This window comes from Paenibacillus zanthoxyli JH29, assembly GCF_000520715.1.
Classification (GTDB): domain Bacteria; phylum Bacillota; class Bacilli; order Paenibacillales; family Paenibacillaceae; genus Paenibacillus_AQ; species Paenibacillus_AQ zanthoxyli.
Genome location: NZ_ASSD01000228.1, coordinates 1 through 23,501 on the forward strand (window position 1 = coordinate 1; position 23,501 = coordinate 23,501).

Here is a 23,501-nt window from a genome sequence, read left to right on the forward strand (position 1 = left end):
CCGAAATACGTGGAAATTATTGACATGGATGCCGGCAACGAATAAAGCAGTGAACCCGCTTCTATATAGCAAGGCCCGAGGACGACGAGTCCCCGGGCCTTTGGCCTTTTTTTCGCGGCGCATACGCATGATCTTTAGACGAACTTCCGCAGCACCTTTTTGCCGTCATAGGAGAAGCACGCCTTTTTATCTTCGATGACGGTCTCCAGATGGACGGTCTTGCCCCACAGGGTGTAAATATAAGGGAGCGTGCGTTCCAGATACTTCAGATCCAGCTCGATGCCCTCATAGCGGTGGACGATGTACAGCTCGCCGTTTCGCTCGAAGTTGCCGTCCTGCACAACCAGATAGGGCGAACCGCCATTAATGCGCGCCTGCACCAGCTGCTCCCTGACATTTTCCCAGGCCTTGTCGGTGATTTTCCATTCCGGCCCTTTCTTCTCAAAGATGTACAAGTCGAGATCCTCGACCAATTCTTTAGTCAGGTAGCTGCGGATAAAGGAAATGTCAGAATCCAGCTCGCGCACCTCGAAGATTTTATCCCGGTCCCAGCGCCGCTCGATATCCTCCAAGATCTTCAGGCCCAGATAATACGGATTCAAGCTTTGGCGGGAGGGCTGCACGACAGCGGAATTGAGCTTGGCGTACTCCACCGTCTCCTCCGGCGTCAGGTCCAGCTCCCGCATGATGCGCTGATGCCAGTAGGAAGCCCAGCCTTCGTTCATGATCTTCGTCTCCATCTGCGGCCAGAAGTAGAGCATCTCGTCATGCAGCATCGTCATAATGTCGCGCTGCCAATCCTCAAGCGCTGTGGAGTAATGCTGAATGAACCAGACCATATCCTTCTCCGGCTCCGGAGGGAAGGGCTTATACCCGGCTCCGGATTTCTCGGCGGACGCTTCGGTCTTGTCGAGCTGCCAAAGCTCCTCATAAGGACTGGCATTGACCCAGTTCTCTTTCGGTTCGCGGCGTTCTCTGGGCCGCTTCTCCGGCTTCTCCAGGTACTGGGCGCTGCCCCGTTTACTCTGCCGAATCAGGCTCGGATCGATATGCTCCTGAATGGCCAGAACCGCGTCGATGAAGCTCTCGACTGTGTCCGTTCCGTATTTGATGGTGTACTCGGCGATCCGGTCGGCTGTGGCCGACATGCTCTCGACCATATTGCGGTTAGACTGGGAGAAGCGCATATTATTTTTGAAAAAATCGCAGTGCGCCAGCACATGGGCGACAATCAGCTTGTTCTGGACCAGGGAGTTGCCGTCAAGCAGGAAGGCGTAGCACGGATTGGAGTTGATGACCAATTCGTATATTTTGCTCAGCCCGAAATCGTACTGGGATTTCATCTTGTGAAACGTCTTTCCGAAGCTCCAATGACCGAAACGGGTCGGCATTCCGTAAGCCCCGAATGTATAGATAATATCAGCGGGGCAAATTTCATAGCGCATGGGGTAGAAATCCAGGCCGAACCCGGAGGCAATTTCCGTAATCTCGGCTATAGCCTTCTCAAGCGCCTGTATCTCATCGCTGGGCATGTACCCATCTCCTTTCCACCTGTGAATCCTGTTAGCGGCAGAGCCGTTCACAAGATGTATATGGAAAGATCCCCACAAATATGAGCCAGCCAACCACGAAAGTTAACAAAATATCCGGTAAATATTCTGTAATTTTTGATATAATGTTCTTACCTCTACTCGGATTCTACATTATTTGACGATTCTCGCCTGTCGGATCGGCGGCAGCGCTTACGAATTGGATTATGGGTGTAGTGACGCGCAGGGTCCCTGGCAAAGTGCCTGCCCTAAATGCCCTTTGCGGAGGCGTTAGGTTAGTTAAGAGAGGAAGTGGACCGTGCATAAGGATAAGGCTTCTGTCTTAAAACAATTAATAGCCGAAGACGGCGTGTATAAAGAATTGTACGAGCAGCATCCGGACTGCATCTACGTTCTGGATCTTCGGGGCCGCTGCATCGGCGCCAATCGCTCCGCTGAACGACTGACCGGCTACACCTTCAGGGAGGTTGCGGGGATTCAGAACAAAGCGCTTTTGTTCGGAAGCCGGACCGAAGCCGGGCGCCATTTTTCTCTTGCCTGCGCGGGCGAGACGTCTTCATGTCAATTAAAGTTTATCAAAAAATCCGGCGTCGTCGCTTCGGCGGAACTGACTTATATTCCAGTCAGAACGGAGGGCGAAGTGGTCGGCATATTTGCCGTTATCCGGAATATTACGGACTTGAACGGTTCGGCAGTATATGACGAAGCCGGGGCGGGATCCACTCATTCAGAGCGGGATTCCGGGTTCAGGGACTCACGAAGCTTGATTTTGAACTCGGTTACAGAAGGCATCTTCGGAATCGACAGAAGCGGCAAAATCATCTTCATTAATAGAACCGCAATGCTTATGCTCGGATACTCCAGCGAAGAGATCATCGGCATTCACAGCCTTTCGCATATTCACCATACCCGGCCCGACGGCTCCAGCTACTGCCCGAAGGAATGCCCGATTATGATGACGATCGAGGATGGGTCTCCCCGTAGCATGCATGAGGAGATTTTTTGGCGTAAGGACGGCACCAGCTTTTGGGTGAATTACAGGGTGTCCCCGATCACGGAACATGACCATATTGAAGGTGTGGTGGTGGCCTTCAGCGATATTACGAACGAGCGGGAAATCATCCGGGCAAAAGAATCGGCGGAGCAGGCATCCCGGGCAAAGTCGGAGTTTCTGGCCATGATCAGCCATGAAATCCGGACACCGATGAACGGCATGATTGGGATGGCCGATCTGCTGCTGGAGAGCGAACTGGGGGAAGAGCAGCGGACGTATGCGGAGATTCTGCGCAGCAGCAGCTACAGTCTGCTGAATATTTTGAACGATATTCTCGATTTCAGTAAGATTGAAGCCGGCAAGATGCCGCTGGAGCCCGAACAGTTCGACCTCAGAGAGATGCTCGGCGCCGTCATTGACCTGTTTACTCCGAAGGCGGAGGAGAAGGGGCTGGCGCTTCGCTGGTGGGCGGATACAAGTGTGCCAGAGATGATCAAGGCCGACCCGAGCCGTCTTCGGCAGATTATCGTCAATCTGGTCGGTAATGGGCTGAAATTCACCGAGAACGGCAGCGTGACGCTGTCTGTCAAGAACATTCTGCTTCCGGAATCACCGACTTATCTGCTTGAATTCTCCGTCAGGGATACCGGCGTCGGCATTGCCGAGGATAAGCTCGGTCTGCTGTTCCAGTCATTCTCTCAATTACATCCATCGATTAACCGCAAATACGGGGGCACGGGCTTAGGATTGGCAATCTGCAAACAGCTCGTGGAACTGATGGGCGGAACGATCTTTGTGGAGAGCGAGGAAGCGCGCGGTTCCATCTTTAGATTCATGCTGCCCTTCGTGAAAGAAGAGGCAGCGGAAGTAACAGGATTATTATATAAATGATGAAGAAACCTCCGGTCCTTTGATTAAGGCTGCGGAGGTTTTCGGCATTAGTGCACAGTATTATTTCGTATCGCGGCTGTCTCTTGTGAGGTACATCATCCCGACGGTATTCGGCCCGCAGTGGCTGCCAATCACGCAGCCCGCCTCGATCACGGCAATTTCCTCCGCTCCTGTAGCCTCCTTAAGGGCGTCAACCAGAAACTTGGCGTCTTTCTCCGCTTGCGTATGCGCGACGATTAGCAGTTCCTTGTCCATCCGGTCAATGTCCGGCAAGGCGTGAGAGAGCATCTGTTCCACCGCTTTTTCCTTTTTGCCGCGGATTTTACTCACGGGGATGATGCTGCCGTCGGCCAATCGAAGCACCGGACGAATCTTAAGCAGGCTGCTGATAACATTCTGCATGCCCGAACAGCGGCCGCCCATATGTAAGTAATCGAGCGTGTCAATAACGAACTCGGTGCTGAGCCGTTCTCGGCTCTGCTCCAGCATGGAGACAATCTCTCCTGAGCTGCGGCCGCTAAGAGCCGCCTTCGCCGCCTTCACGGCCAGCAGGGCGATTCCTCCGCATAATGTGCCGGAATCGACTACCTTAACGCGTCCGGGCGGAAATTCCTCTGCGGCAAGACGAGCATTCTGATAGGTGGAGGACAGGGCTGAAGAGAGGCTAAGATAGACGATATCGCGGCCTTCCTCAATCACAGGAGCAAAGGCATTCATAAAGTCGGCAGGCGAAGGGGCCGCCGTCTTAGGCAGTGCGCCTGCTGCCGTCACCTTACGGTAGACCTCGTCCGGCGTGATATCTACACCGTCTCTGTATGTGGCGTCCTCAAACACGACATAAAGCGGAACGACGCCGATATCATAGGATTTTTTCCAGCCTTGCGGCATATCGGATGTGCTGTCTGTAAAAATCTTTACGTTAGGCATGAAATTCTCCTTCACAGGATGATCGGATAACCTTGAATCTGTATACATACCTTGTTTCTACTTAAATTATAGCAAGCTTAAGCGCAATCATAAACCTTAAACCCTCTGGCTGTAGCTACCAGTGTTCTGGAATCAATGGTGCAGCAAAAGAACCGGCCGGACACATAGATGGCATGTGCCCAGCCGGTTTCTTCGTTCATTAAATGTTTGAGTCTGTTAAGATTTTGTCATGACTGGAATCCATATTTCGCACCGGTAATCTTCCGCAGCAGGATCTCCCGGCGGGTACAGCTCGAATTCGGGTCCGCCTGAATGCTCGTAGCCGGTCCCTGGGAACCATTCCTGGAAGATCCGCGCCCATACACTCTGAATCGCGCTCGGCATAGGGCCGACGGAGGTGAAGACCGCCCAGGTTGCAGCCGGAATGACGGTGGTGGAGTAGCCTTTCGGGGCGGGTGCGCCGCTCTCTACGGCAATCCAATAAGTAAGCGTCTCCTGCTCATGATTCATTTCGGCGCATATTCCCAGCAGATCATGGACGCCCCCTCCCAGTTCGAGAAGTTTATCGTAGGTGCCGTCCTTGTTACATTCTAGCCAGAACAGCGGGATTTCCCGCAAATTTTCTCCTTCGCGGCAAGAGGTCTTCATCGTTTTACCAACTACGGTAAACGCTACTTTGTGTACGATACGGTAATCCATTTCTTTGTCTCCCTTCAAGGATAAGTGGAAGGAGAGGTGGGGGAAAGCCTTCAGGACCGTCCCCGGCTCGCGTGCCGCCGAGGGAGTAATGCCGTGTGCTTTGCGGAACGCCTTGGCGAATGCCTCCGGCGAGTCGTAGCCGTATTTGAGCGCGACATCCAGCACCCTGGACGGCGTCATCGCCAGTTCCTGCGCGGCGAGCGTCAGCCGGCGCTTGCGGATGTACTCGGCAACGGTCACGCCGGTCAGCATATTGAACAACCGCTGAAAGTGGAATGGCGAAGAGCAGGCCGCTCTGGCGATTTCATCCATGTTCACTGGTTCCGTCATATGGTGTTCCATATATTCGAGCGCGTCCTTCATGAGGAGCGTGAACTCCTTCCCCAGACGGTTTGGATCGTTGGATATGAAGCTGTAGATTTCCCGGCGGTGCATGTCAGAACGCAGTACCACTAAATAATTGCGGGCGTGTCCTGTGAGGTTACCGTGCCAAGTCCGCCAACGGTGTATTCCTGATCATAGATCGTGATCGCAGCCGGGATCTCGGTTTCGTTGGCAACTATAATTTCCTGGTCGGTAACAGTAACCTTAAGCCGGGAGCCGCGGAACATGATCTTAAAGGAGTACGATGTCCAGTGGCCCGGGTTGGACGGTTTCAGCACAAGCCGGCCGCCCAACACCCGAAGTCCACCGAAGCCATGCACAATCGACATCCAGGTGCCCGCCATGCTGGTGGTGTGGCAGCCGTCCTCGGTATCATTGTTATAGTTATCGAGATCGAGCCTGGAGGTCCGCAAGTACATTTCGTAGGCCTTCTCTTTGTAGCCGAGCTCGCATGCGAGAATCGCATGGATGCAGGGAGAGAGGGAGGACTCGTGTACGGTGATTGGCTCGTAGAAGTCGTAGTTCCGTTTTTTCGTCTCCAGGTCGTAACGGTCGTTTAGGAAATACAGCCCTTGCAGCACATCGGCCTGCTTGATATAGCAGGATCGCAAAATGCGGTCCCAGGACCATTTCTGGTTCAGGGGCAGATGCTCGGGCGCAAGCTCCTTGACCGGAATGATCTGCTTGTCGAGGAATCCGTCCTGCTGCAGGAAGATGCCTTTTTCCTCGTCCAACGGGTAGTGTATTTTAGCGATAATGTCCTGCCATTTATCCGTTTCACTTTCCAAAAGCCCCAGCTTGTCGACCAGCTCGGCATAGCGCGTTTCTTCATTTTCCTGTAAGTAGGTGAGCGCTTCCAGCGTATACTCCATGGTCCAGGCGGCAATCCGGTTCGTGTACCAGTTGTTATTCACGTTGTTCTCGTACTCGTTCGGTCCGGTCACGCCGAGCATGACGTATTTGTCTTTATGCGGCACGTAGTGTACGCGCTCTTCCCAGAAACGGGAGATTTCCACCAAGACCTCAAGTCCGTATTGCCCCAGATACGACTTGTCGCCGGTATAATTTACATAGTTGTAGATGGCATAGGCGATCGCCCCGTTCCGGTGGATTTCCTCAAAAGTAATTTCCCATTCGTTATGGCATTCCTCGCCGTTCATCGTCACCATCGGATACAGTGCGCCTTTGGTGAAGCCGAGCTTACGGGCATTCTCCTTGGCCTGCTCCAGATGCTTGTAGCGATAAATCAGCAGGTTGCGGGCAATGGAAGAATCTGCGGTGCTAAGATAGAAGGGAACGCAGTAGGCTTCCGTGTCCCAGTAGGTGCTGCCGCCGTATTTTTCACCGGTGAAGCCTTTGGGTCCGATGTTCAGCCGGTCGTCCTCGCCGGTATAGGTCTGGTTTAATTGAAAAATATTAAAGCGGATCGCCTGCTGGGCGGAGGGGTCGCCCTCAATAATGATGTCGCTTTCTTTCCATTTATCCTTCCAGGCTTCCGCCTGCTCGGTCAGCAGGGCTACAAAACCGGCATCTCGGGCTGATTGCAGCGCGCTTTGCGCCGCTTCCACAAGCTGACCCAGTCCGTAATTGCGGGAAGTTACGCTTGCTGTATATTTATAGATGACGACCTGCTCGCATTCTTTGACAGGAACCTGAACGATGTTTCCCACATATTTTTCGAGAAGTACCGACTCGGCCTCAGCTTCCAGCTTCTCTCCGGCAACGGCAATATCATACGCCATGGCAGTTGTCACATGAAAATCGAGCTTCTTCGTCTTCAGCGTCAGATAGCCGCCGTTTGGGAAACTGTTTTTCTCCACCGCGTTCCAGAACTTCTCGTCATAGTTGGAGTCCTTGTTCTTGATGTCTCCATCCAGGTAAGGGTTCACGGTAATCGTTCCCGAGAAATTAAGCGGTGTAACGGAATAGCGGATCGCGCCGATCTCCCGGCGGGTCATGCTGACAAAGCGGATGCTTTCGACCTTAACCTCTTTGCCGTTTTCAAGGGCGGCGGTGAAGCTGCGGGACAGCGTGCCTTCCTTCATATTTAGAACCCGCCGGAATTCCGATACGGTTGAAGCGGCCAGATCCAGCGGAGTTCCGTCAATTTCGATATCGATGCCGATCCAGTTGGTGCTGTTCAATACTTTGGCAAAATATTCAGGGTAGCCGTTCTTCCACCAGCCGACCCGGGTCTTGTCGGGATAGTACACGCCGGCCATATAGCTGCCTTGTAGACTGGGCCCGCTGTACTTCTCCTCAAAATTCGCACGTCCGCCCATGTAGCCGTTGCCCAGACTGAATACGCTTTCGGAAATCTCTTGAGTGTGCGGATCGAAGGATTCCTCAATGATTGACCATTCATCGATTTTCAAGTATTGTTTCATACTTATCGGCTCCTTTTAATATCAATTAATGACCTGAATTTAAACGGCGGTAAAAGCTTCTTTTAGCCGGGCAACGCTCATTTCCAGCAGGGAAGGAACAACAAGGGCTGCGGCCCCGAGCGTCTCCGGTGAACCGATGCCCACGCTCGCCATTCCAGCGCGGCTGGCTGCCTCGATCCCGGCTTCGGCGTCTTCAAAGACGACACAGTTTACCGGGGGGATGCCGAGAGCTTCGGCTCCAAGCAGAAATACTTCCGGATCGGGCTTGGCGGCGGATGTCTTGGTTCCGTCAATAATCGCATCGAAATATGGCGTGAGTCCGGTGTTATTCAGGATGGTCATCGCGTTCTTGCTTGCGGAGCCCAGCGCGATTTTAATACCCTGGCTTCGGCAATCCTCCAGAAAAGCCAGAGCCCCTGGCAGAATCTCCGAGCTGTCCATCGCCGAGATATATTCCACGTAACGGTTGTTTTTACTTTCGGCCAGCTTGGCTTTTTCGGCATCGTCCAGATTCAGTCCGCCGATCTCCAGCAGAATATTCAGCGACGCGGCGCGGCTTACGCCTTTCAGGCGTTCATTATCCTTCTCTGTGAATTCAAAGCCGAGGCGATCCGCAAGCTCCTTCCAAGCGATGTAATGATACTTGGCGGTGTCGACCAGCACACCATCGAGATCAAACAGACAAGCCTTAATTTCGGTCATGATCATTCTCCTTTAAGTCAATTTGGTATATTCAATGGAGAGTGCAAACGTTTGTACAAGGCTCAAAAAATAAATGAAGCGCCGAAGTAATGCTTCATTTATTTATTCACTTCTTGCGGGAGAGAGCATGGAAGATTCGCGTACAATCAAGCGATGGGGAATAATGAACCGTCTGGTCAAGCCCGGCTCATTATTCTGCTTCTGAATGGCCTGAATCAAGACCTGGGAAGCCGTGTAGCCCAGATGGTAAATTCCAATATCGATGCTGCTGATCGGCGGGGTGGACAGTTCCGCCAGCGGGATGTTGTTGAAGCTGACCAGCGCCAAATCTGCAGGAACACTGTAATTCAGCTCGTTCAACCCCCGGAGAACTCCGAAGGAAACGATATCGTCTACAACGACAAGCGCCGTGGGGCGGCTCGGCAGATTCATGAAGAAGGACATAGCGCGATAGCCGCTATCCTGCAGAAACTCTCCTTCCACAATCCATTCGGATTTCAGTTCCAGTCCGCTATGCTCCATAGCTTTCCGGTAGCCCTCAAGCCGGTCCCGCGATACAATCAGGTTCGGAGGACCGCTGACGAAGCCGATCCGCTTATGCCCCATGGAGATCAGGTGATTCGTGGCATCATAGGCGGCCATCAGATTATCGGTATCTACTGACAGAATATCATCATACTTGTCGCTGCGTCCCACCAGCACGAAGGGGTACCCATTATTTTTCAAAAAATCGATCACAGCGTCATCCTTCCGCGAGTAGAGCAGAATCGCACCATCGACGCGCCGTCCCTTGAGCAGCCGGGAGACCGCCTCAAGTTCTTCCTTCTCCGTCGCGCCGGAGTTGATCAGAACATCGTAGCCCGACCGGCTTGCCTGTGTGACAATCCCGCGGATCAATTCCATAAAGAACAGATTGGTGAACAATTCTTCAGCCGGTTTTGGCAGGATGATGCAAATGCTGTTCGTCGTTTTCGACACAAGACTCTTGGCCATGATATTCGGATGGTAGCCCATTTCCTCCATAATGCTCTTGACCTTACGGGAGGTTTCCACGCTGATCCTCGGATGGCCCGACAATACCCGGGAAACCGTGGAGGGCGAAACGCCCGCTCTTCTGGCCACGTCCTTGATGGTAACTGTCATAGAGAACCTCCTTGTGAAAACGCTCGCTTAAACTTATCATAATCGAAGTGCATGCAATTGTAAATAACATTCCAAATAATTACAAACGATTTTTAGATTGGATATAATAATGCTTGATTATTTCTAAATCATGTCGATAGTTATCTTGATTATTGTTAACCATTTTTATGTAAAATTCTTCACTGGAGATAGATTTATATACTCTATCCAACAATTCTTGAGTATCCGAATTGGTTTTTTTATAGAATGTATCTATTGAGAGCCTCGTCAAAAACAAGGTTTTGCCACAGAGCCTGATGTACATTTGTCTAAAAACATCGGTATCCGTTTGACATATCTCCATATCTTTGAAAATTTTAGAAAAACCCTCATGCTGCTCTAGTCTTCCCTCGATTGATGCATAGTAAGGAATGGAAATCTCACCGCCGCCAATTTCTACTTCTTCAACTTCGGTTTTTTCTGCCTTCCCTTCAACAACCAGTGCTAGATTCGTGCTCTGGACATTTCCATATTGAGATAAGAGGAGCTCCCAATACATATGGGGATAGTAGAAACACGTGCTATTTTTTATATTTTCTTTAATGTATTCAATCCCTTTATTTTGCTTGAGAAGATTATTGTTCAATATAAGACCTGATATGTAATTGGAAGTCAGCATAAATTGCAACAATGCATCTTTTCCTGGAGTTGCGGTCAGGTTGGATAACTTGTACTGGGAAGCGGAAGATGTCTTCATAAGGGCCAGTGTTTCTTTTGCTTTATGCAAATTGCTCATTATTTGATCCAGTACATCCATATTCAATAAATCTTCATCGCTTAATAATAATATAAAATCGCCTTCTGCCATTTCACATACTTTACAACAATTAATAGCAAATCCCTGATTTTCCTCGAAAGCGAAATATTTTACCCTTGAGTCATCTAAATCCCTAATTTGATCATAGTAGTTCTTAGTGCTATTTTGGGTTCCATTATTGGAAATAATGAGTTCTATCTCTTCATCATAACAGCTTTGTAATAGATGGGTGACGGTATCATATGCCCGGTTTCCTCTATTGAAGCTTGGAATGCAAATACTCAGCAGGATCTGATTGCCTTTTCTATTTTCTTTTCGAATCCGATCATTATGAATTTTCTCAACTATTATACCTTTGTCGTTCTTCCCGGTAAGATCAATAATATTTCTTGGGAGAAATGCACCGGAGCTTTTAAAGTATTCGTTCATGCCGGTATAACCATCGAAAAACAACATATCCGAGACGATAGATTCATCCAGCAAAGCGCCTTGCAGGCATGAAAGAAATATCTCAGGTTTGTTTAGAATGACATATGTTTTTTTGCCCAATTTTCTAATGGCATTTGAACAGGTTAGAATAGAATTCCAATTCCAACCGGTAATTAACAAGTAATCCGCGAAGGCATTTGAAGCAGGTAGCGACTGCAAATTCTGGTGTTTATATAGAGCGATCTTGTCCTGGATAAGTTTTTCTTCTTTATCATACAGGTAATACTCATTCTCGACACCAGTGGGAAGCAACCAATAAGGTAATTCCTGAAAATCTAATATTTTCTCGATATTCATATATTGATTTGAAAGTAGGAACTGTATATTCGTCTCGTAAATATTTTGAAACTCACCTAAATTGGGCTCAATAAAAGCCTCCCGCAGAAATGATTCTATTTCATCTTTTGAGTATCCATACCTCTGCGCTTTGATAAGCATTTCGAAAAAATATTCATATTCAGCAGCACTAAAAAGTAAATAGGCAAAATTTTTATAGACTTCGGCTTTTAAGCTAACTTCAATGTCATATTCTTTGCTCTCCACCGTTTCAATGAGCTCTAAATATTTGGTAAATGCCGCATCGGCGGATTCATTGGCCAACAGTTCATTGATTTGCAGCAGATCGAGGTTGATTTGTTGATTCATATCCAGCTTCTTATTATTTTTCATTGTTGTTTCCTCGCATTTCTATGAAATAAGGTTTTTTTGAAATATTATTAAATTATTGTCGGTCTATGTCGTAATATTATCTATAGGCGGTTGCTTTTATTATACTGTTAATGCAGTATTTAATTCTCAACTATATTGTCGGCTTAATCAGCCGGAATGATGAAGGTTTCACATACCATTTCCAGACCGTTTTCTATATGTGGGAATTGCTGAACAGAATGCTGTTAGATATCGCTATTATGAGAGCCCTGCCTATTATGACTGTTTGCTGTCCTGGTGATCCGGTAGAAGTGAGAGAAATAGTAAAGCAAAGTGTTCAATATAATAGGCCCAATGTATCTTAGATTAGGAAAAAATGGAGAGCATAAGATTCATTCGGAAGATACTAAAATTTGTATCGGTAAAGCAATCGAGGTTACATTCATACGTGAGGAAAAAAGCTTCTCTGTCGTATACGTCAGGAAGCTTTTTTGAGTGTGAAAAACAATTGATTCAAATTCGGGGGATGGGAAATATTACAGCGAGACCGAAAGCAAGGACCGATCCGTCCTCGGGTGGTCTGGAAAGACATGCACCCCTGTAAGACTTGCTCACCGCCCCGCCGTCTCCTTTTTGCCGAAAAAGGTCTTTAGCGCCTGGTACACTTCCTTTTTATCCTTGATGACATAGTACATGAATTGCGGCTGCTTAATGTGTTTGTATGCGGACATGAGGGTGCTGCTGCGGTTATACTGGTTGACCTCGCCGTACCCGAAGATATTGCTTCGTTTCAGCAGCTCTCCGATCAGCTTGACGCAGCGCTCGTTATCGGAGCTTAAGTTGTCGCCATCCGAGAAATGGAAAGGGTAGATGTTGTACTTGGAAGGCGGATAACGCTTATCGATGATTTCGAGCGCTTTTTGATATGCCGATGAGCAGATCGTACCGCCGCTCTCGCCCCGGGTGAAGAAATCATGCTCGCTGACCTCTTTTGCCTCTGTGTGATGGGCCAGAAAGACGATTTCGACCTTCTCATATTGGCGGCGCAGGAAACGGGTCATCCAGAAAAAGAAGCTGCGGGCGCAGTATTTTTCAAACGTTCCCATACTGCCCGAAGTATCCATCATCGCGATAATGACTGCGTTGGAATGCGGAATTGTCGTTTCATCCCAGGTCTTGTAGCGCAGATCGTCGGGGCTGATACCGTGGATTCCCGGCATGCCTCTTCTGCCATTGCGGCGCAGGTTCTCAAGCAGGGTACGCTTTTTGTCGATGTTGGACATCATGCCCTTTTTGCGGATGTCATTGAAGACGATGGACTGGACCTCGATTTCTTCCTTGTCCTTGGGCTTCAAATGCGGCAGCTCGAATTCCTGGAACAAAATGTCCTCCAAATCCTCCAAATCGACCTCTGCCTCCACCAAATCCTGTCCAGGCTGATCGCCTGCTTTATCCCCTTTGCCAGGACCGGCCTGGACCGGCTCCCTGCCAAGCACATCGCCAATTTGACTGTCTCCGTCGCCCTGGCCGACATGCTTCTGCTTGCGGTAATTATAAATGATCCGGTACTCATCCAGACTGCGGATCGGCACCTTGACGATTTGCTTTCCGTCGGACATGATAATGTTCTCTTCCGTAACGAGATCGGGTAAATTGCCTTTAATCGCTTCCCTGACCTTCTGCTGGTGACGCTCCTGATCCTGATGGCCTTTGCGGTGCAGGGACCAATCTTCTTTCGAGACAACAAACGAAAAAGGCTGCGACGATTGTGACAAAGATGACCACCTCCTATGGAATGTAAGAAACGAAATTCACTCGCGGACTGCAGCGGTAACCGATGTTTTACTAGGGTGTGATAATAGCCGGGCCGACGGCAGCTTAGCAGTTGTACCTAAAGTATATTCACGGACGCAAGGGATATGTGCGCTTAGCTGAGCGGAGATGGAGGCTTAGAAAAATGCAAAATGACGGGCTTGCGGCGAAGTTCCGGTTTGCGTTATGTTAGCCTATATTCGAGAAATTGCGAACATTCAGGCAGTAGAGGGCAATGAGGGGGAATAACGATGTCAGGCATTTTATTCACGAACGGAAAAGGAATAAAAGGCGCACAGGCCGCCACGGATTCTATATATAGTGAGAACGGAATCATAGCGGCGATCGGAACGAAGCGCGAGTTGAAGCTTCAACTGGCGGGGCGGGATTATAGAACCGTCGATTGGGACGGGGGCTATGTGCTGCCGGGACTTACAGACTCCCATCTGCATCTTGGAATGCAGGGTATGAAACTGGATATGTTGGACTTTACGGGCATCACCTCTAAGGAAGAAATGTTGAGAATGATTGCGAAACGTGTGAAAAAGACTCCCCCGGGCGGCTGGATTCTCGGGCTTAACTGGAATGAAAATGAGTTCAGACCGGCGGAAGCTCCGCACAAGCGTGAGCTTGATGAAATTACGGACAGGCATCCGGTATTTCTTACACGCACCTGCTTTCACGCCTACCTTGGCAACAGCGAGGCGTTTCGCCTTGCGGGGGTGACGGAATCGACGCCAGATTCCCCTTCCAGCGCATACGGCCGTGATGCGGACGGCAGCCTGAACGGCTTGATCTATGAAGACGCCTCGCTTCCGTTTACGGCGGTCCAGCCTGTGCCGAGCTATAATGTCTTAAAAGCGGCCATGCGGCGGGCCTGTCAGCACGCGCTGTCGCTGGGACTGACCGGAGCACATACCGAGGACCTGCGCCTGCTCGGCAGCATGGATACGATGCTGCGAATTCACCGGGAGCTGCATGAAGAGGGAGTCTATTTCCGCACGCATCAGCTGCTGTACTATCCGTTCCTCCAGGAGGCGGAGGAGCTAGGGCTTCGCCCTGGCGATGGTGATGAATGGCTGCGTATCGGCGCGGTCAAGCTCTTCTCCGACGGCGCGATTGGAGGACGGACGGCGCTGCTTGCCAGGCCCTACAGCGATGCGCCGCATACCTCCGGTATTGCCATTCATACCCAGGAGAGGTTGGATGAGATCGTCGCCGCAGCACGCCGGAGTGCCTTCCCGGTTGCCGTTCACGCTATCGGCGATGCGGCGGCCGATATGACGTTGACCGCAATGGAAAGCGCGCCGCTGCCGAAGGATGCGCCGCTGCCGGACCGCTTCATCCATGCTCAGGTGCTGGACGCGGCGCTCGTTGAACGAATGCGGGCCTTGCGGCTGATTGCCGATATCCAGCCCCAGTTTGTCGCCAGCGATTTTCCGTGGGTGCTTGATCGAGTCGGCGAGGAGAGGAAGAAATATTTATACGCTTGGAGGAAGCTGCTGGCCGCAGGCATTACCTGTGCAGGCGGAAGCGACGCGCCGATTGAGCCTTTGAATCCTTTTCTTGGCCTGCATGCGGCTGTGACGCGCCGCAAACCGGATGAGACCCATTCCGGCTATTTACCGGAAGAAAAGCTTACGGCGGCGGAAGCGCTCCGGCTGTTCACCGAAGGAAGCGCCGCTGCCGCCGGAGAAGCGCAGGATCGCGGATGCATCGCCGTGGGCATGCGCGCCGACTTCACTGTAATTGACCGGGACATTTCGGTCGGCGCGGAGGAAATGCTTGCTGCCAAAGCCCGGATGACGGTAGTTAACGGCAGAATCGCGTACAGCGCTTCCCGCTAGGAGCATAGTAAGACAGGTCTCTGGTTGCACGGGCTGTCATTTACGCTGCAAAGTCCGTCTCGCGTTCTTTTTCAAGTAACTCCGAAAAATTCATTTGCAACCTTGGCGCGGGATGGGACGTTAAAAGGATAAGTGTGCATCGCACGAGAAGCTTAAGGAGGCAGAACTTCATGAAACCACAACGTTCCATTTCGGTCGCGGCTGCTTTTGCCGTATTCTTGCTTGCTCTCACAGCTTGCACAGGAGATAAGCCCGCGGCAGGCCCAACGGATGCGCCCGTCACGGCTTCGCCGACGGCCACGACCGCGGCAATTCCCGAACCGACCACGGCGCCCGAACCTTCCCCCTTACCGAGCGCTCCCGCAGGCGGGGAAACGCAGGCGATTAAGGGAACCGGCGTCTATAATGGACAAATCGACAACCATTCGATAGAAATTCAGACGGAGGAAGGTCCGGTTACCTTTGAGCTCGGAGCCGGAATGGAGAGCATACCGGAAACGCTGAATGAAGAGGACCAAGTCGTTTTTGAATACGTGGAAAAAGCGGTGAATGGCGACGCTTCCCTCAAGCAGCGGGTGCTCACCAAGCTGGCCGCCTCGGGCGGCGCGACAGGAAAGGAAACCGGACTGCCGCAGACGAAGCGGCTGGAGCTTATGCTTGAAGGCAGCCGTGAAGTAAAGACCGCGACACTCGCACCAGGCGACGGATACTCGCTCTATGTGTTCGACATTCTTGCCCTCGACTCGGCAAAGGGAAGACTTTACTTGAAGGCGGACCCCGGCTATTATGCCGACATTGAGAAGCTTTCTTCGGATTTTAACCTTGATGCTTTGCTGGTTGAAGGGCGTGAAGAATTGTCCAAGACCGGAGAAGTCAAGGAGCTGAAGGGTCAAGAGAGAGCAAGTCAGCTGCCAGATGCGCGGCTGCTTCTAACCGCTTCCGGCAATGGCGGAACGAGAAAATATATCGTAACCGAAATTGACGGACAGGGATACATCATTAGAATGAATATTCCGTATGGCGATGCCACGGAAGGTTTTCCGCCGCATGCCTTTGCTTCGCTGAGTACGCTTGTGAACCGGTAATCCATTGTGTAAATTCGCCGCTATAGGAGAGCGGCGGCTCTCTCCTTATTGCAGGGAGCCTGCACTCATCAGAACCACTGCGATAAGCAGCAGGAACACAAGCAGGACTAACCCGTTGATGACCGTGCCGATAATCCCGAATACTTTGCGCCTTCCGCGCAGGGCAAGACCGATGATGCCCACCACTACGCCGATGACATTGAGCGCCCCAAGCGCAAGTATGGCCAGGCCGAGAAACAGGAAGGCTCCGCTTGTTTCGCCTTTCAGCACACCCGTTTCATCTAACACTGGCGCGATTAAGGTTCCGGCGACTATGAAAGAGACGATGTATCCCGCCAGCGCAACCATCGCAATGACAAAAGAAGCGATGCCTGGACCGGAATGCTTGAGGACCCGTGGTTCCTCCCGGTAGGGCGCATAGCCGGAATTGTTGTCGCCGGGAATGGCTGCATTTTGCGGCGCGTGATTTTCCGAGTAATCTTGATCATTCATAAAAATTGGTGCACTCCTTTTCGGATGTTATGTATATATCCAATTGTTCACAAAGCGGCGTTAAATGCAAGCAAAAGGAACAAATATGAGGATACTGGATTTGGAGCCTTCCTATCCGTTATGATGGAAATATACAGTACAAAATAAGGAGTTGTCTTATTTGCAACGTACATTTATCGGCTTAGGGGCTTTACTCGCCATGCTGGGGGTAGCGGTAGGGGCTTTTGGCGCCCATATCCTGAAATCCTCGCTTGGGGAGAGCGCTATGGCTGTGTATGAAACGGGTGTGCATTATCATATGGTGCATGCGCTGGGACTTCTGATTGTCGGCATTGCCGCAGGGCAATGGGGGGAGAGTTCACGGCTGAGATGGTCGGGCTGGCTGCTGCTAGCTGGAATCATTATATTCTCAGGCAGTCTGTACGTGCTGAGTATTTCCGGAATCAAAGTGCTGGGGGCAATAACCCCTCTGGGCGGAGTATGCTTCATTGCAGGCTGGCTGCTGCTTGCGCTGGAGGCCTTTTCCCGTAGAAAGGCATAATTATTTTGAAAAGAAATTCGCTGAAAAGGCGTGTCTGGGCGCTCCGGTGCCAACAATAAGCCATAAGCCCAAAAGGGCGCCTTTAGACTATTTGGTCTAGGCGCCCTTTTGGATTTTACAAAAACTCGTCGATTTCATTCAGCCTGAACGTGTAAACCTGTTTCTCGTCAACGTGGTAGACGTTAAGCGTGGCGGTTGCTTCGTCGAAATTCAGAATACGGCATGGCATGGATATCTGCTTGCCTTGACGGTTGGCTCTTAACCGGACGAGCCGATTGTCCCGGATAAATGCGCGAATCTGGCCGAGAGGGTCGGCATGACTTTCAATCGGCTTGCCATTACCTGGTTCATTGCCGGGATTTGCCGGCGAAACGGGACTTTGCGGCGGTACGGCAGACTTCGGAAGTACAGCAGGGCGAATGCCAGGCTGTGTTCCAGGATGAGCTTGTTCCTGCTTGGATATCGTTTGCAGGGGATCAAGAAGGCTGTCAATGTTTTTTCCCAAGGGCAGTTCCGATTGAATTCTGAAGTCGCTGACAACATCGCTGCTGTTCATTAATTCAAGCAAATATTGCAGTGCAAGCCGATTGGTACGGGCATTTATCAAGATGTCGACATTAAACAAGTAATGCTCGTCTGCACTCAGCATTTTATTGTCCATATATCCCCCAGCTTTGTTCATAGGAATGGTTCTCTGTATATAAACTATAACATTAAACATGAAATAGTTATAGAGTGGAGTTTGAAAAAAAATAGGTCTTATGTCTCCGGTATCTATTGAAAAAATGGGACCATCGTCCACACGCCCGCTTCCCGTCAGGCATAAACATACAACGGGTATGACAATGAGGGAGGTGCCTATACATGGTGACAATGGTTCCAGTTGCAGTTGGCGGTCATATAATGCTTGGAGTTGAAGTGAAGCTGCCCAAAACGACACTGCTGACAATCAGCAATGATAGAGGATATATTATGTGCGGCGCGCTTGATGTCGGGCTGCTTAACGAACGCCTGGCAGACCGGGGCATCATTGCAGGAAGAGCGGTAGGAGTTCGGACGCTGGAGCAGCTGCTTGAAGCTCCCCTGGAGTCGGTTACGGTAGAAGCGGAGAAGCTTGGGATAGTTCCCGGGATGAAAGGGTCCGAAGCTCTGCTTAAGATGATTTAGTTCAATACTGCGGAATGAATGGGGCCGAAAGGCCCTTTTTTAATAGATGCAGGAATAAGTTGCACATTTATGAAAGAAGTGAACGGTGTTAAAAAGAGGATGAGGCGGATAAGCAAGGTCTTCTCCGAGCATTCTACGTTAGAAAGGAACATAGCCTGTGTTTAGACAAAATTTTGGATATTCGATTTTTTAGGGTTTCGCCAAGCCGAGCATAAGGGTAATTGGACATTAGACAGCGGTGCAGGGGCCGGACCGTCAATAACAAGCCGGCTAAAATTTTGGATAAAGGAAGGGATAAGCTATGGCTAAAGCAACGAACAAAGTGAGTTCTACCTCTATCGAGCAAGTGCTAAACCGGCAGGTCGCTAACTTGAACGTATTGTACGTCAAATTACACAATTTCCACTGGTTTGTAAAAGGCGAGCAATTCTTCACCCTTCATGTTAAGTTCGAAAAGCTTTACGATGAAGTTACTGAGAAAATGGACGAGGTAGCCGAACGCCTGCTGAGCATTAAGGGAACACCTGCGGCGACTATGAAGGAGTATCTTGAGATTGCGACGATTCAGGAAGCAACCGGCAAGGAAGACAGCCGCGCCATGCTTCAATCGTTGATTGAAGACTTTACGACTATAGCTGAAGAGTTAACTGAAGGCATTGAACTGGCAGAGGAATCCAGCGATCAGCCTACGGCGGACCTGTTCATCAAAATACGCAGTGATTTCGAGAAGCATTCCTGGATGCTGCGCTCTTTCCTCGGCTGAGATCAAGCTTAGCCGGTGTTATCCACTGCGAAAATCTTTTGCTACTATAGAGAAGCCTCCCTCGCGGAGGCTTTTTCTGTTATTTTTCAGACAACTTTCTTAACTTCAGGGCAGCTCCGGCCTATCCAGGATTTGACGGGAGGTTCTTTAACATCAGCCTGTCGAAATGGAGCGAATGACGCTATAATAGATACATAAGCAGTTAGAAATCAAGGATGGGAAGGAGAGATAAGGGATGAATCTTAACCCTGTCGCTTTAAAAGAATGGGCCTCAGCCATTGATGTTCTTTCCGGGGGAGAGCAAATTATGCTTCTGCGAAAAGGAGGCATCAAGGAAGAAACCCGGCGATTCGAACTCAAGAGCCATTCCTTTTATTTGTTTCCGACCTACGAGCATCAACGAACCCATCTGGTCAAGGAGCCATACCGGGCTTCTGTGGAACGTTCAATTTCGGAAATTGATGCCGGGGCCAGCCATGTGAGGATCACCACTTATGCCGAGGCCGTCGATGATCTTGAGGTACGCGATTTTGAACAGCTTGAACGGCTTAACCCCTATCATATGTGGACCGGGAATTTGGCCGAGGAACGGCTGAAATGGAAGGCGAAGGAACCCCTGCACGTATTGCTGCTCAAAGTATACACGCTGGAGAAGCCTGCCGAAATCGAGATGCTTCCGGAATACGGCGGATGCCGTTCCTGGATCGAGCTTGCGGTTCCTCCGGATAATACTTCGCTAAATCCTGTATTGAGCGATGAAGCCTTCGAAGAAAAGCGAAGAAGTATTAAATTCATATTAGGGCAATAATATGACAATTATCATGAGCAATTCCTGAAAAATCCATGAAAATGAAAATTTCAGTTTGAAAATACGGGTTTATTATAATAAAATGAGTGAAAATCATTGATAATCACTGAGAATCAATTTATAATCATTATAATTTGATAAGCACTATAAAACATGGTGTTGGGATCAGGGCAGCCTGTTACAATATTTCTGATTTCGCAAATCGATCAATGGAGGGAATGAACGTTATGGCAGCAGAATTTGTCATTGAGGGTTTGAAAGCGACGATTGAGGGGAAAGAGATCTTGAAGGGATTTAACCTTCAGATGAAGGGCGGGGAGGTTCATGCCATCATGGGCCCGAACGGCACTGGTAAAAGTACTCTGGCGTCTTCGCTGATGGGTCATCCGAAATATGAAGTGACGGAAGGAACCGTAACCCTTGAGGGTGAAGATGTGCTGGAGATGTCCGTTGACGAGCGTGCCCGCGCCGGATTATTCCTTGCTATGCAGTATCCAAGCGAGATCGCCGGCGTAACGAACTCCGACTTTCTGCGCAGTGCGATCAATGCGCGCCGCGAAGAGGGAAGTGAAATTTCGCTGATCAAGTTTATCCGCCAAATGGAAGGCAAGATGAAGGATTTGGAGATGAATCCGGAGTTCATGCACCGCTATTTGAATGAAGGCTTCTCCGGCGGCGAGAAGAAACGCAACGAAATTTTGCAAATGCTGCTGCTTGAACCGAAAATTGTGATTTTGGATGAAATCGATTCGGGTCTGGATATCGACGCGCTGAGGGTTGTCGCGCAGGGTGTAAACTCCATGCGAAGCGAAGACCGGGGTTTCCTGGTTATCACTCACTACCAACGTCTGCTTAACTACATTAAACCCGACTTTGTTCATATTATGATGCAAGGCAGAATCGTAAAATCCGGAGGCCCTGAGCTTGCCGAGCGATTGGAAGCCGATGGTTATGAATGGGTGAAAGAAGAACTGGGGATCGAAGATGAAACTGTAGGGCAGGAAGCTTAAGAACGCTTGGAAGGAGGAGACCATAATGACTACGCAAACCATTCTTCCGGTGGATGCCGGCCGATTAAGCGAACTGTCGCTGAGAAGCGGCGAGCCGGAATGGCTGAAGGAAAGCCGTCTTAAGGCGCTGGAGCTGGCCGCGGAACTGGAATTGCCGAAGCTGGAGAAGACTCGGATTGATCGCTGGAATATTAACAATTACGGCAGTTATAAAGAAGGCGCGGCGATCGCCGCATTGAACGAAGCGCCCTCCGCCATTGCCGCGCTAGTAGGCAGCTCGGAGGCAGGAAGCCTTATTATCCAACGGAATTCTGGAGCGGTCTATACACGGCTTGCACCTGAGATGGCGGATCAGGGGGTAATCTTCACGGATCTGCACACTGCGGTTAAGGAGCACGGAGAGCTGGTGCGGCGGTACCTGCACACTGCGGTCAAACCGGAGGAGCATTCGGTTGCGGCTCTGCACGCGGCGCTGTGGAACGGTGGCGTATTCCTGTACATTCCGAAAAATGTAGTGGTCGATACACCGGTTCAGGCTGTATTCCTGACAGATGACGCGGAGGCTTCATTTGCTCCCCATGTTCTGATCGTTGCGGACAGCAACAGTTCGGTAACTTATGTTGACAACTATGTATCGGGCAAGAGCGAAGCCGGACTTCACAACGGCGCGGTGGAAGTGTTCGTCTGCGCCGGAGCGAAGGTTCGCTACGCGACAGTGCATCAATTCGGCGCTGATACTACGGATGTAACGTATCGCCGCGCGATCGTGGAGAATGACGGATCGGTCGAGTGGATTGTCGGCGAAATGAACGACGGCGATACAGCCAGCGACACGAAGTCGGTGCTTAAGGGCAACGGGGCAAGCTCCGACGCAAAAGTCATCGCGGTGGGCTCAGGCTCGCAGAAGCTCAACTACACGACGCAGGCGCAGCATTTCGGCAAGAACACGCCAAGCAATATGATTACCCGTGCGGTTATGCGTGAGAACGCCACGTCGATTATCAACGGCATTACCAAAATCGAGAAAGGCGCAACGCGCGCTGACGGCCAGCAAACGGAAAAAGTACTAATGCTTAGCCCTAAGGCGCGCGGCGACGCCAATCCGATTCTGCTTATAGACGAGGATGATGTGACCGCAGGTCATGCCGCTTCCGTAGGGCAGGTTAATCCGGAACAAATCTATTATCTGATGTCCCGCGGTATTTCGCGTTCGGACGCGGAGAAACTGGTTATTTACGGCTTCCTTGCGCCGGTTGTGTCGCAAATTCCACTTGAGGGACTGCGTAATCAGCTTAAGTCTCTTGTGGAAAGGAAGTTGGGCCAATGAACAGCTCTATCCGGGAACTATTCCCTATCCTAGACCAGAATGTTAACGGTCACCCGCTCGTTTATCTGGATAGTGCGGCGACATCGCAGAAGCCGCGGCAGGTAATTGAAGCGATCAAGGCTTACTACGAGCATGATAATTCCAACGTTCACCGCGGCGTCCATACGCTGGGCAGCCGCGCAACCGATGCTTATGAAGGAGCCAGAGAGAAGGTTGCCAGATTTATTAACGCCCATAGTACCAAAGAAATCGTATTTACCCGCGGTACAACGACGGCTCTTAATCTGGTAGCTTCCTCTTACGGGCCTTCCGCCGTCGGCGAGGGCGATGAGATCGTGATTACCCTGATGGAGCACCACAGTAACCTGATTCCGTGGCAGCAGCTTGCCAAGAAGACGGGAGCGACTCTTAAGTTCATTCCGCTGCAAAAAGACGGAACCATTCTGCTGGAGGATGCCGAGAAGACAATTACGGACAACACCAAGATCGTCTCCATTGCCTATGTCTCCAATGTAATGGGCGTCACCAGCCCGGTAAAAGAAATTGCGGCCATCGCTCACCGCCACGGCGCGGTCATGGTCGTTGACGGCGCGCAGAGCACGCCGCATATGAAGGTGGATGTTCAGGATCTGGACTGCGACTTCTATGCTTTGTCCGGCCACAAAATGTGCGGTCCAACCGGCATCGGAGCCCTTTACGGCAAAAGAGCGCTGCTTGAAGCCATGGAACCGGTTGAGTTTGGCGGGGAAATGATTGATGACGTCGGCCTTTACGATTCGACCTGGAAGGAACTACCCTGGAAGTTCGAGGGCGGCACCCCGATCATCGCGGGCGCAGTCGGCTTGGGAGCGGCGATCGACTTCCTTCAAGAGGTCGGTCTGGATGAGATTCACCGGCATGAGATTAAGCTCGCGGCCTATGCGGAGCAGCGTCTGGCCGAAGTTGAAGGAATATCGATTTACGGACCGCGTAACCGGGAAGTGGGCGTCATAACCTTCAATTGGGGGGATGTTCACCCGCATGACGTAGCCACTGTGCT

The 23,501-nt window shown here is 50.6% G+C and carries 20 protein-coding genes; 10 read left to right on the plus strand and 10 right to left on the minus strand.

Features of this window, described 5'->3' with window-relative positions; all coding sequences use genetic code 11:
* Positions 1–134: 134 nt before the first annotated feature.
* A complete protein-coding gene (locus tag L691_RS0108415) occupies positions 135–1,532 on the minus strand; it encodes a SpoVR family protein (protein WP_025689953.1) in 1,398 nt (465 codons plus the stop codon).
* Between the two features lie 316 nt (positions 1,533–1,848).
* On the opposite strand from L691_RS0108415, the gene L691_RS0108420 reads away from it, so the two are divergent.
* A complete protein-coding gene (locus tag L691_RS0108420; protein WP_025689954.1) occupies positions 1,849–3,435 on the plus strand; it encodes a PAS domain-containing hybrid sensor histidine kinase/response regulator in 1,587 nt (528 codons plus the stop codon).
* A 60-nt stretch (positions 3,436–3,495) separates the two neighbouring features.
* Here the strand turns inward: L691_RS0108420 and L691_RS0108425 are convergent, their stop codons facing one another.
* The 7 genes from L691_RS0108425 to yhbH form a co-directional block, all read right to left on the minus strand.
* Positions 3,496–4,362, minus strand: coding sequence for a DegV family protein (locus tag L691_RS0108425; protein ID WP_025689955.1), 867 nt, complete (start codon positions 4,360–4,362; stop codon positions 3,496–3,498).
* A gap of 216 nt (positions 4,363–4,578) precedes the next feature.
* Positions 4,579–5,424: an AraC family transcriptional regulator gene (locus tag L691_RS0108430; protein WP_025689956.1), complete on the minus strand. Its 846-nt coding sequence runs from the start codon at positions 5,422–5,424 to the stop codon at positions 4,579–4,581.
* An 89-nt stretch (positions 5,425–5,513) separates the two neighbouring features.
* Positions 5,514–7,832 (minus strand): glycoside hydrolase family 65 protein, encoded by a 2,319-nt coding sequence (locus L691_RS0108435; RefSeq protein ID WP_025689957.1) that lies wholly within the window; start codon positions 7,830–7,832, stop codon positions 5,514–5,516.
* Between the two features lie 39 nt (positions 7,833–7,871).
* The gene (pgmB, locus tag L691_RS0108440) at positions 7,872–8,534 is read right to left on the minus strand and encodes a beta-phosphoglucomutase (RefSeq protein ID WP_025689959.1); all 663 of its coding nucleotides are present in this window, start codon (positions 8,532–8,534) and stop codon (positions 7,872–7,874) included.
* A 102-nt stretch (positions 8,535–8,636) separates the two neighbouring features.
* Positions 8,637–9,677 carry a LacI family DNA-binding transcriptional regulator gene (locus L691_RS0108445; protein WP_025689960.1) on the minus strand — a complete coding sequence of 347 codons (1,041 nt, stop codon included), beginning with the start codon at positions 9,675–9,677 and terminating at the stop codon, positions 8,637–8,639.
* A 79-nt stretch (positions 9,678–9,756) separates the two neighbouring features.
* The gene (locus tag L691_RS0108450; RefSeq protein WP_025689961.1) at positions 9,757–11,631 is read right to left on the minus strand and encodes a glycosyltransferase; all 1,875 of its coding nucleotides are present in this window, start codon (positions 11,629–11,631) and stop codon (positions 9,757–9,759) included.
* 590 nt (positions 11,632–12,221) lie between these two features.
* Positions 12,222–13,385, minus strand: a complete 1,164-nt coding sequence (gene yhbH, locus L691_RS0108460) for a sporulation protein YhbH (protein ID WP_025689963.1) — start codon at positions 13,383–13,385, stop codon at positions 12,222–12,224.
* A 288-nt stretch (positions 13,386–13,673) separates the two neighbouring features.
* Here yhbH and L691_RS0108465 point away from each other — a divergent pair, with 288 nt between their 5' ends.
* Positions 13,674–15,269 (plus strand): amidohydrolase, encoded by a 1,596-nt coding sequence (locus L691_RS0108465; RefSeq protein WP_025689964.1) that lies wholly within the window; start codon positions 13,674–13,676, stop codon positions 15,267–15,269.
* A gap of 170 nt (positions 15,270–15,439) precedes the next feature.
* Positions 15,440–16,354: a hypothetical protein gene (locus L691_RS0108470; protein ID WP_025689965.1), complete on the plus strand. Its 915-nt coding sequence runs from the start codon at positions 15,440–15,442 to the stop codon at positions 16,352–16,354.
* A gap of 45 nt (positions 16,355–16,399) precedes the next feature.
* On the opposite strand, the gene L691_RS0108475 is transcribed toward L691_RS0108470, so the two are convergent.
* Positions 16,400–16,846 (minus strand): hypothetical protein, encoded by a 447-nt coding sequence (locus L691_RS0108475; RefSeq protein ID WP_025689967.1) that lies wholly within the window; start codon positions 16,844–16,846, stop codon positions 16,400–16,402.
* A gap of 160 nt (positions 16,847–17,006) precedes the next feature.
* Here L691_RS0108475 and L691_RS0108480 point away from each other — a divergent pair, with 160 nt between their 5' ends.
* A complete protein-coding gene (locus tag L691_RS0108480; RefSeq protein WP_025689968.1) occupies positions 17,007–17,387 on the plus strand; it encodes a DUF423 domain-containing protein in 381 nt (126 codons plus the stop codon).
* Positions 17,388–17,502: 115 nt separating this feature from the next.
* On the opposite strand, the gene L691_RS0108485 is transcribed toward L691_RS0108480, so the two are convergent.
* The gene (locus L691_RS0108485; protein ID WP_156934198.1) at positions 17,503–18,048 is read right to left on the minus strand and encodes a hypothetical protein; all 546 of its coding nucleotides are present in this window, start codon (positions 18,046–18,048) and stop codon (positions 17,503–17,505) included.
* Between the two features lie 203 nt (positions 18,049–18,251).
* On the opposite strand from L691_RS0108485, the gene L691_RS0108490 reads away from it, so the two are divergent.
* The 6 genes from L691_RS0108490 to L691_RS0108515 all read left to right on the plus strand — a co-directional run.
* On the plus strand, positions 18,252–18,554 hold the full coding sequence (locus L691_RS0108490) for a YunC family protein (protein ID WP_025689971.1): 303 nt from the start codon (positions 18,252–18,254) through the stop codon (positions 18,552–18,554).
* A 301-nt stretch (positions 18,555–18,855) separates the two neighbouring features.
* Positions 18,856–19,317 carry a Dps family protein gene (locus L691_RS0108495; protein ID WP_025689973.1) on the plus strand — a complete coding sequence of 154 codons (462 nt, stop codon included), beginning with the start codon at positions 18,856–18,858 and terminating at the stop codon, positions 19,315–19,317.
* A 235-nt stretch (positions 19,318–19,552) separates the two neighbouring features.
* Entirely contained in the window at positions 19,553–20,125 is a 573-nt protein-coding gene (locus L691_RS0108500) for a DUF1802 family protein (RefSeq protein ID WP_025689974.1), read from the plus strand.
* A gap of 227 nt (positions 20,126–20,352) precedes the next feature.
* On the plus strand, positions 20,353–21,135 hold the full coding sequence (sufC, locus tag L691_RS0108505) for a Fe-S cluster assembly ATPase SufC (RefSeq protein ID WP_025689975.1): 783 nt from the start codon (positions 20,353–20,355) through the stop codon (positions 21,133–21,135).
* A 25-nt stretch (positions 21,136–21,160) separates the two neighbouring features.
* Positions 21,161–22,462 carry a Fe-S cluster assembly protein SufD gene (sufD, locus tag L691_RS0108510; RefSeq protein ID WP_025689976.1) on the plus strand — a complete coding sequence of 434 codons (1,302 nt, stop codon included), beginning with the start codon at positions 21,161–21,163 and terminating at the stop codon, positions 22,460–22,462.
* On the plus strand, positions 22,459–23,501 hold a 1,043-nt coding region (locus L691_RS0108515), incomplete at its 3' end, for a SufS family cysteine desulfurase (RefSeq protein ID WP_025689977.1). The genes sufD and L691_RS0108515, both read left to right, overlap by 4 nt.

Excerpts from the sequence above, each read along its gene's own strand:
- L691_RS0108415 (WP_025689953.1), bottom strand. The coding sequence starts at position 1,532 with ATGCCCAGCGATGAGATACAGGCGCTTGAGAAGGCTATAGCCGAGATT.
- L691_RS0108425 (WP_025689955.1), bottom strand. The coding sequence starts at position 4,362 with ATGCCTAACGTAAAGATTTTTACAGACAGCACATCCGATATGCCGCAA.
- L691_RS0108430 (WP_025689956.1), bottom strand. The coding sequence starts at position 5,424 with ATGAAGGACGCGCTCGAATATATGGAACACCATATGACGGAACCAGTG.
- L691_RS0108435 (WP_025689957.1), bottom strand. The coding sequence starts at position 7,832 with ATGAAACAATACTTGAAAATCGATGAATGGTCAATCATTGAGGAATCC.
- pgmB (WP_025689959.1), bottom strand. The coding sequence starts at position 8,534 with ATGACCGAAATTAAGGCTTGTCTGTTTGATCTCGATGGTGTGCTGGTC.
- L691_RS0108445 (WP_025689960.1), bottom strand. The coding sequence starts at position 9,677 with ATGACAGTTACCATCAAGGACGTGGCCAGAAGAGCGGGCGTTTCGCCC.
- L691_RS0108450 (WP_025689961.1), bottom strand. The coding sequence starts at position 11,631 with ATGAAAAATAATAAGAAGCTGGATATGAATCAACAAATCAACCTCGAT.
- L691_RS0108465 (WP_025689964.1), top strand. The coding sequence starts at position 13,674 with ATGTCAGGCATTTTATTCACGAACGGAAAAGGAATAAAAGGCGCACAG.
- L691_RS0108470 (WP_025689965.1), top strand. The coding sequence starts at position 15,440 with ATGAAACCACAACGTTCCATTTCGGTCGCGGCTGCTTTTGCCGTATTC.
- L691_RS0108475 (WP_025689967.1), bottom strand. The coding sequence starts at position 16,846 with ATGAATGATCAAGATTACTCGGAAAATCACGCGCCGCAAAATGCAGCC.
- L691_RS0108485 (WP_156934198.1), bottom strand. The coding sequence starts at position 18,048 with ATGGACAATAAAATGCTGAGTGCAGACGAGCATTACTTGTTTAATGTC.
- L691_RS0108490 (WP_025689971.1), top strand. The coding sequence starts at position 18,252 with ATGGTGACAATGGTTCCAGTTGCAGTTGGCGGTCATATAATGCTTGGA.
- L691_RS0108495 (WP_025689973.1), top strand. The coding sequence starts at position 18,856 with ATGGCTAAAGCAACGAACAAAGTGAGTTCTACCTCTATCGAGCAAGTG.
- L691_RS0108500 (WP_025689974.1), top strand. The coding sequence starts at position 19,553 with ATGAATCTTAACCCTGTCGCTTTAAAAGAATGGGCCTCAGCCATTGAT.
- sufC (WP_025689975.1), top strand. The coding sequence starts at position 20,353 with ATGGCAGCAGAATTTGTCATTGAGGGTTTGAAAGCGACGATTGAGGGG.
- sufD (WP_025689976.1), top strand. The coding sequence starts at position 21,161 with ATGACTACGCAAACCATTCTTCCGGTGGATGCCGGCCGATTAAGCGAA.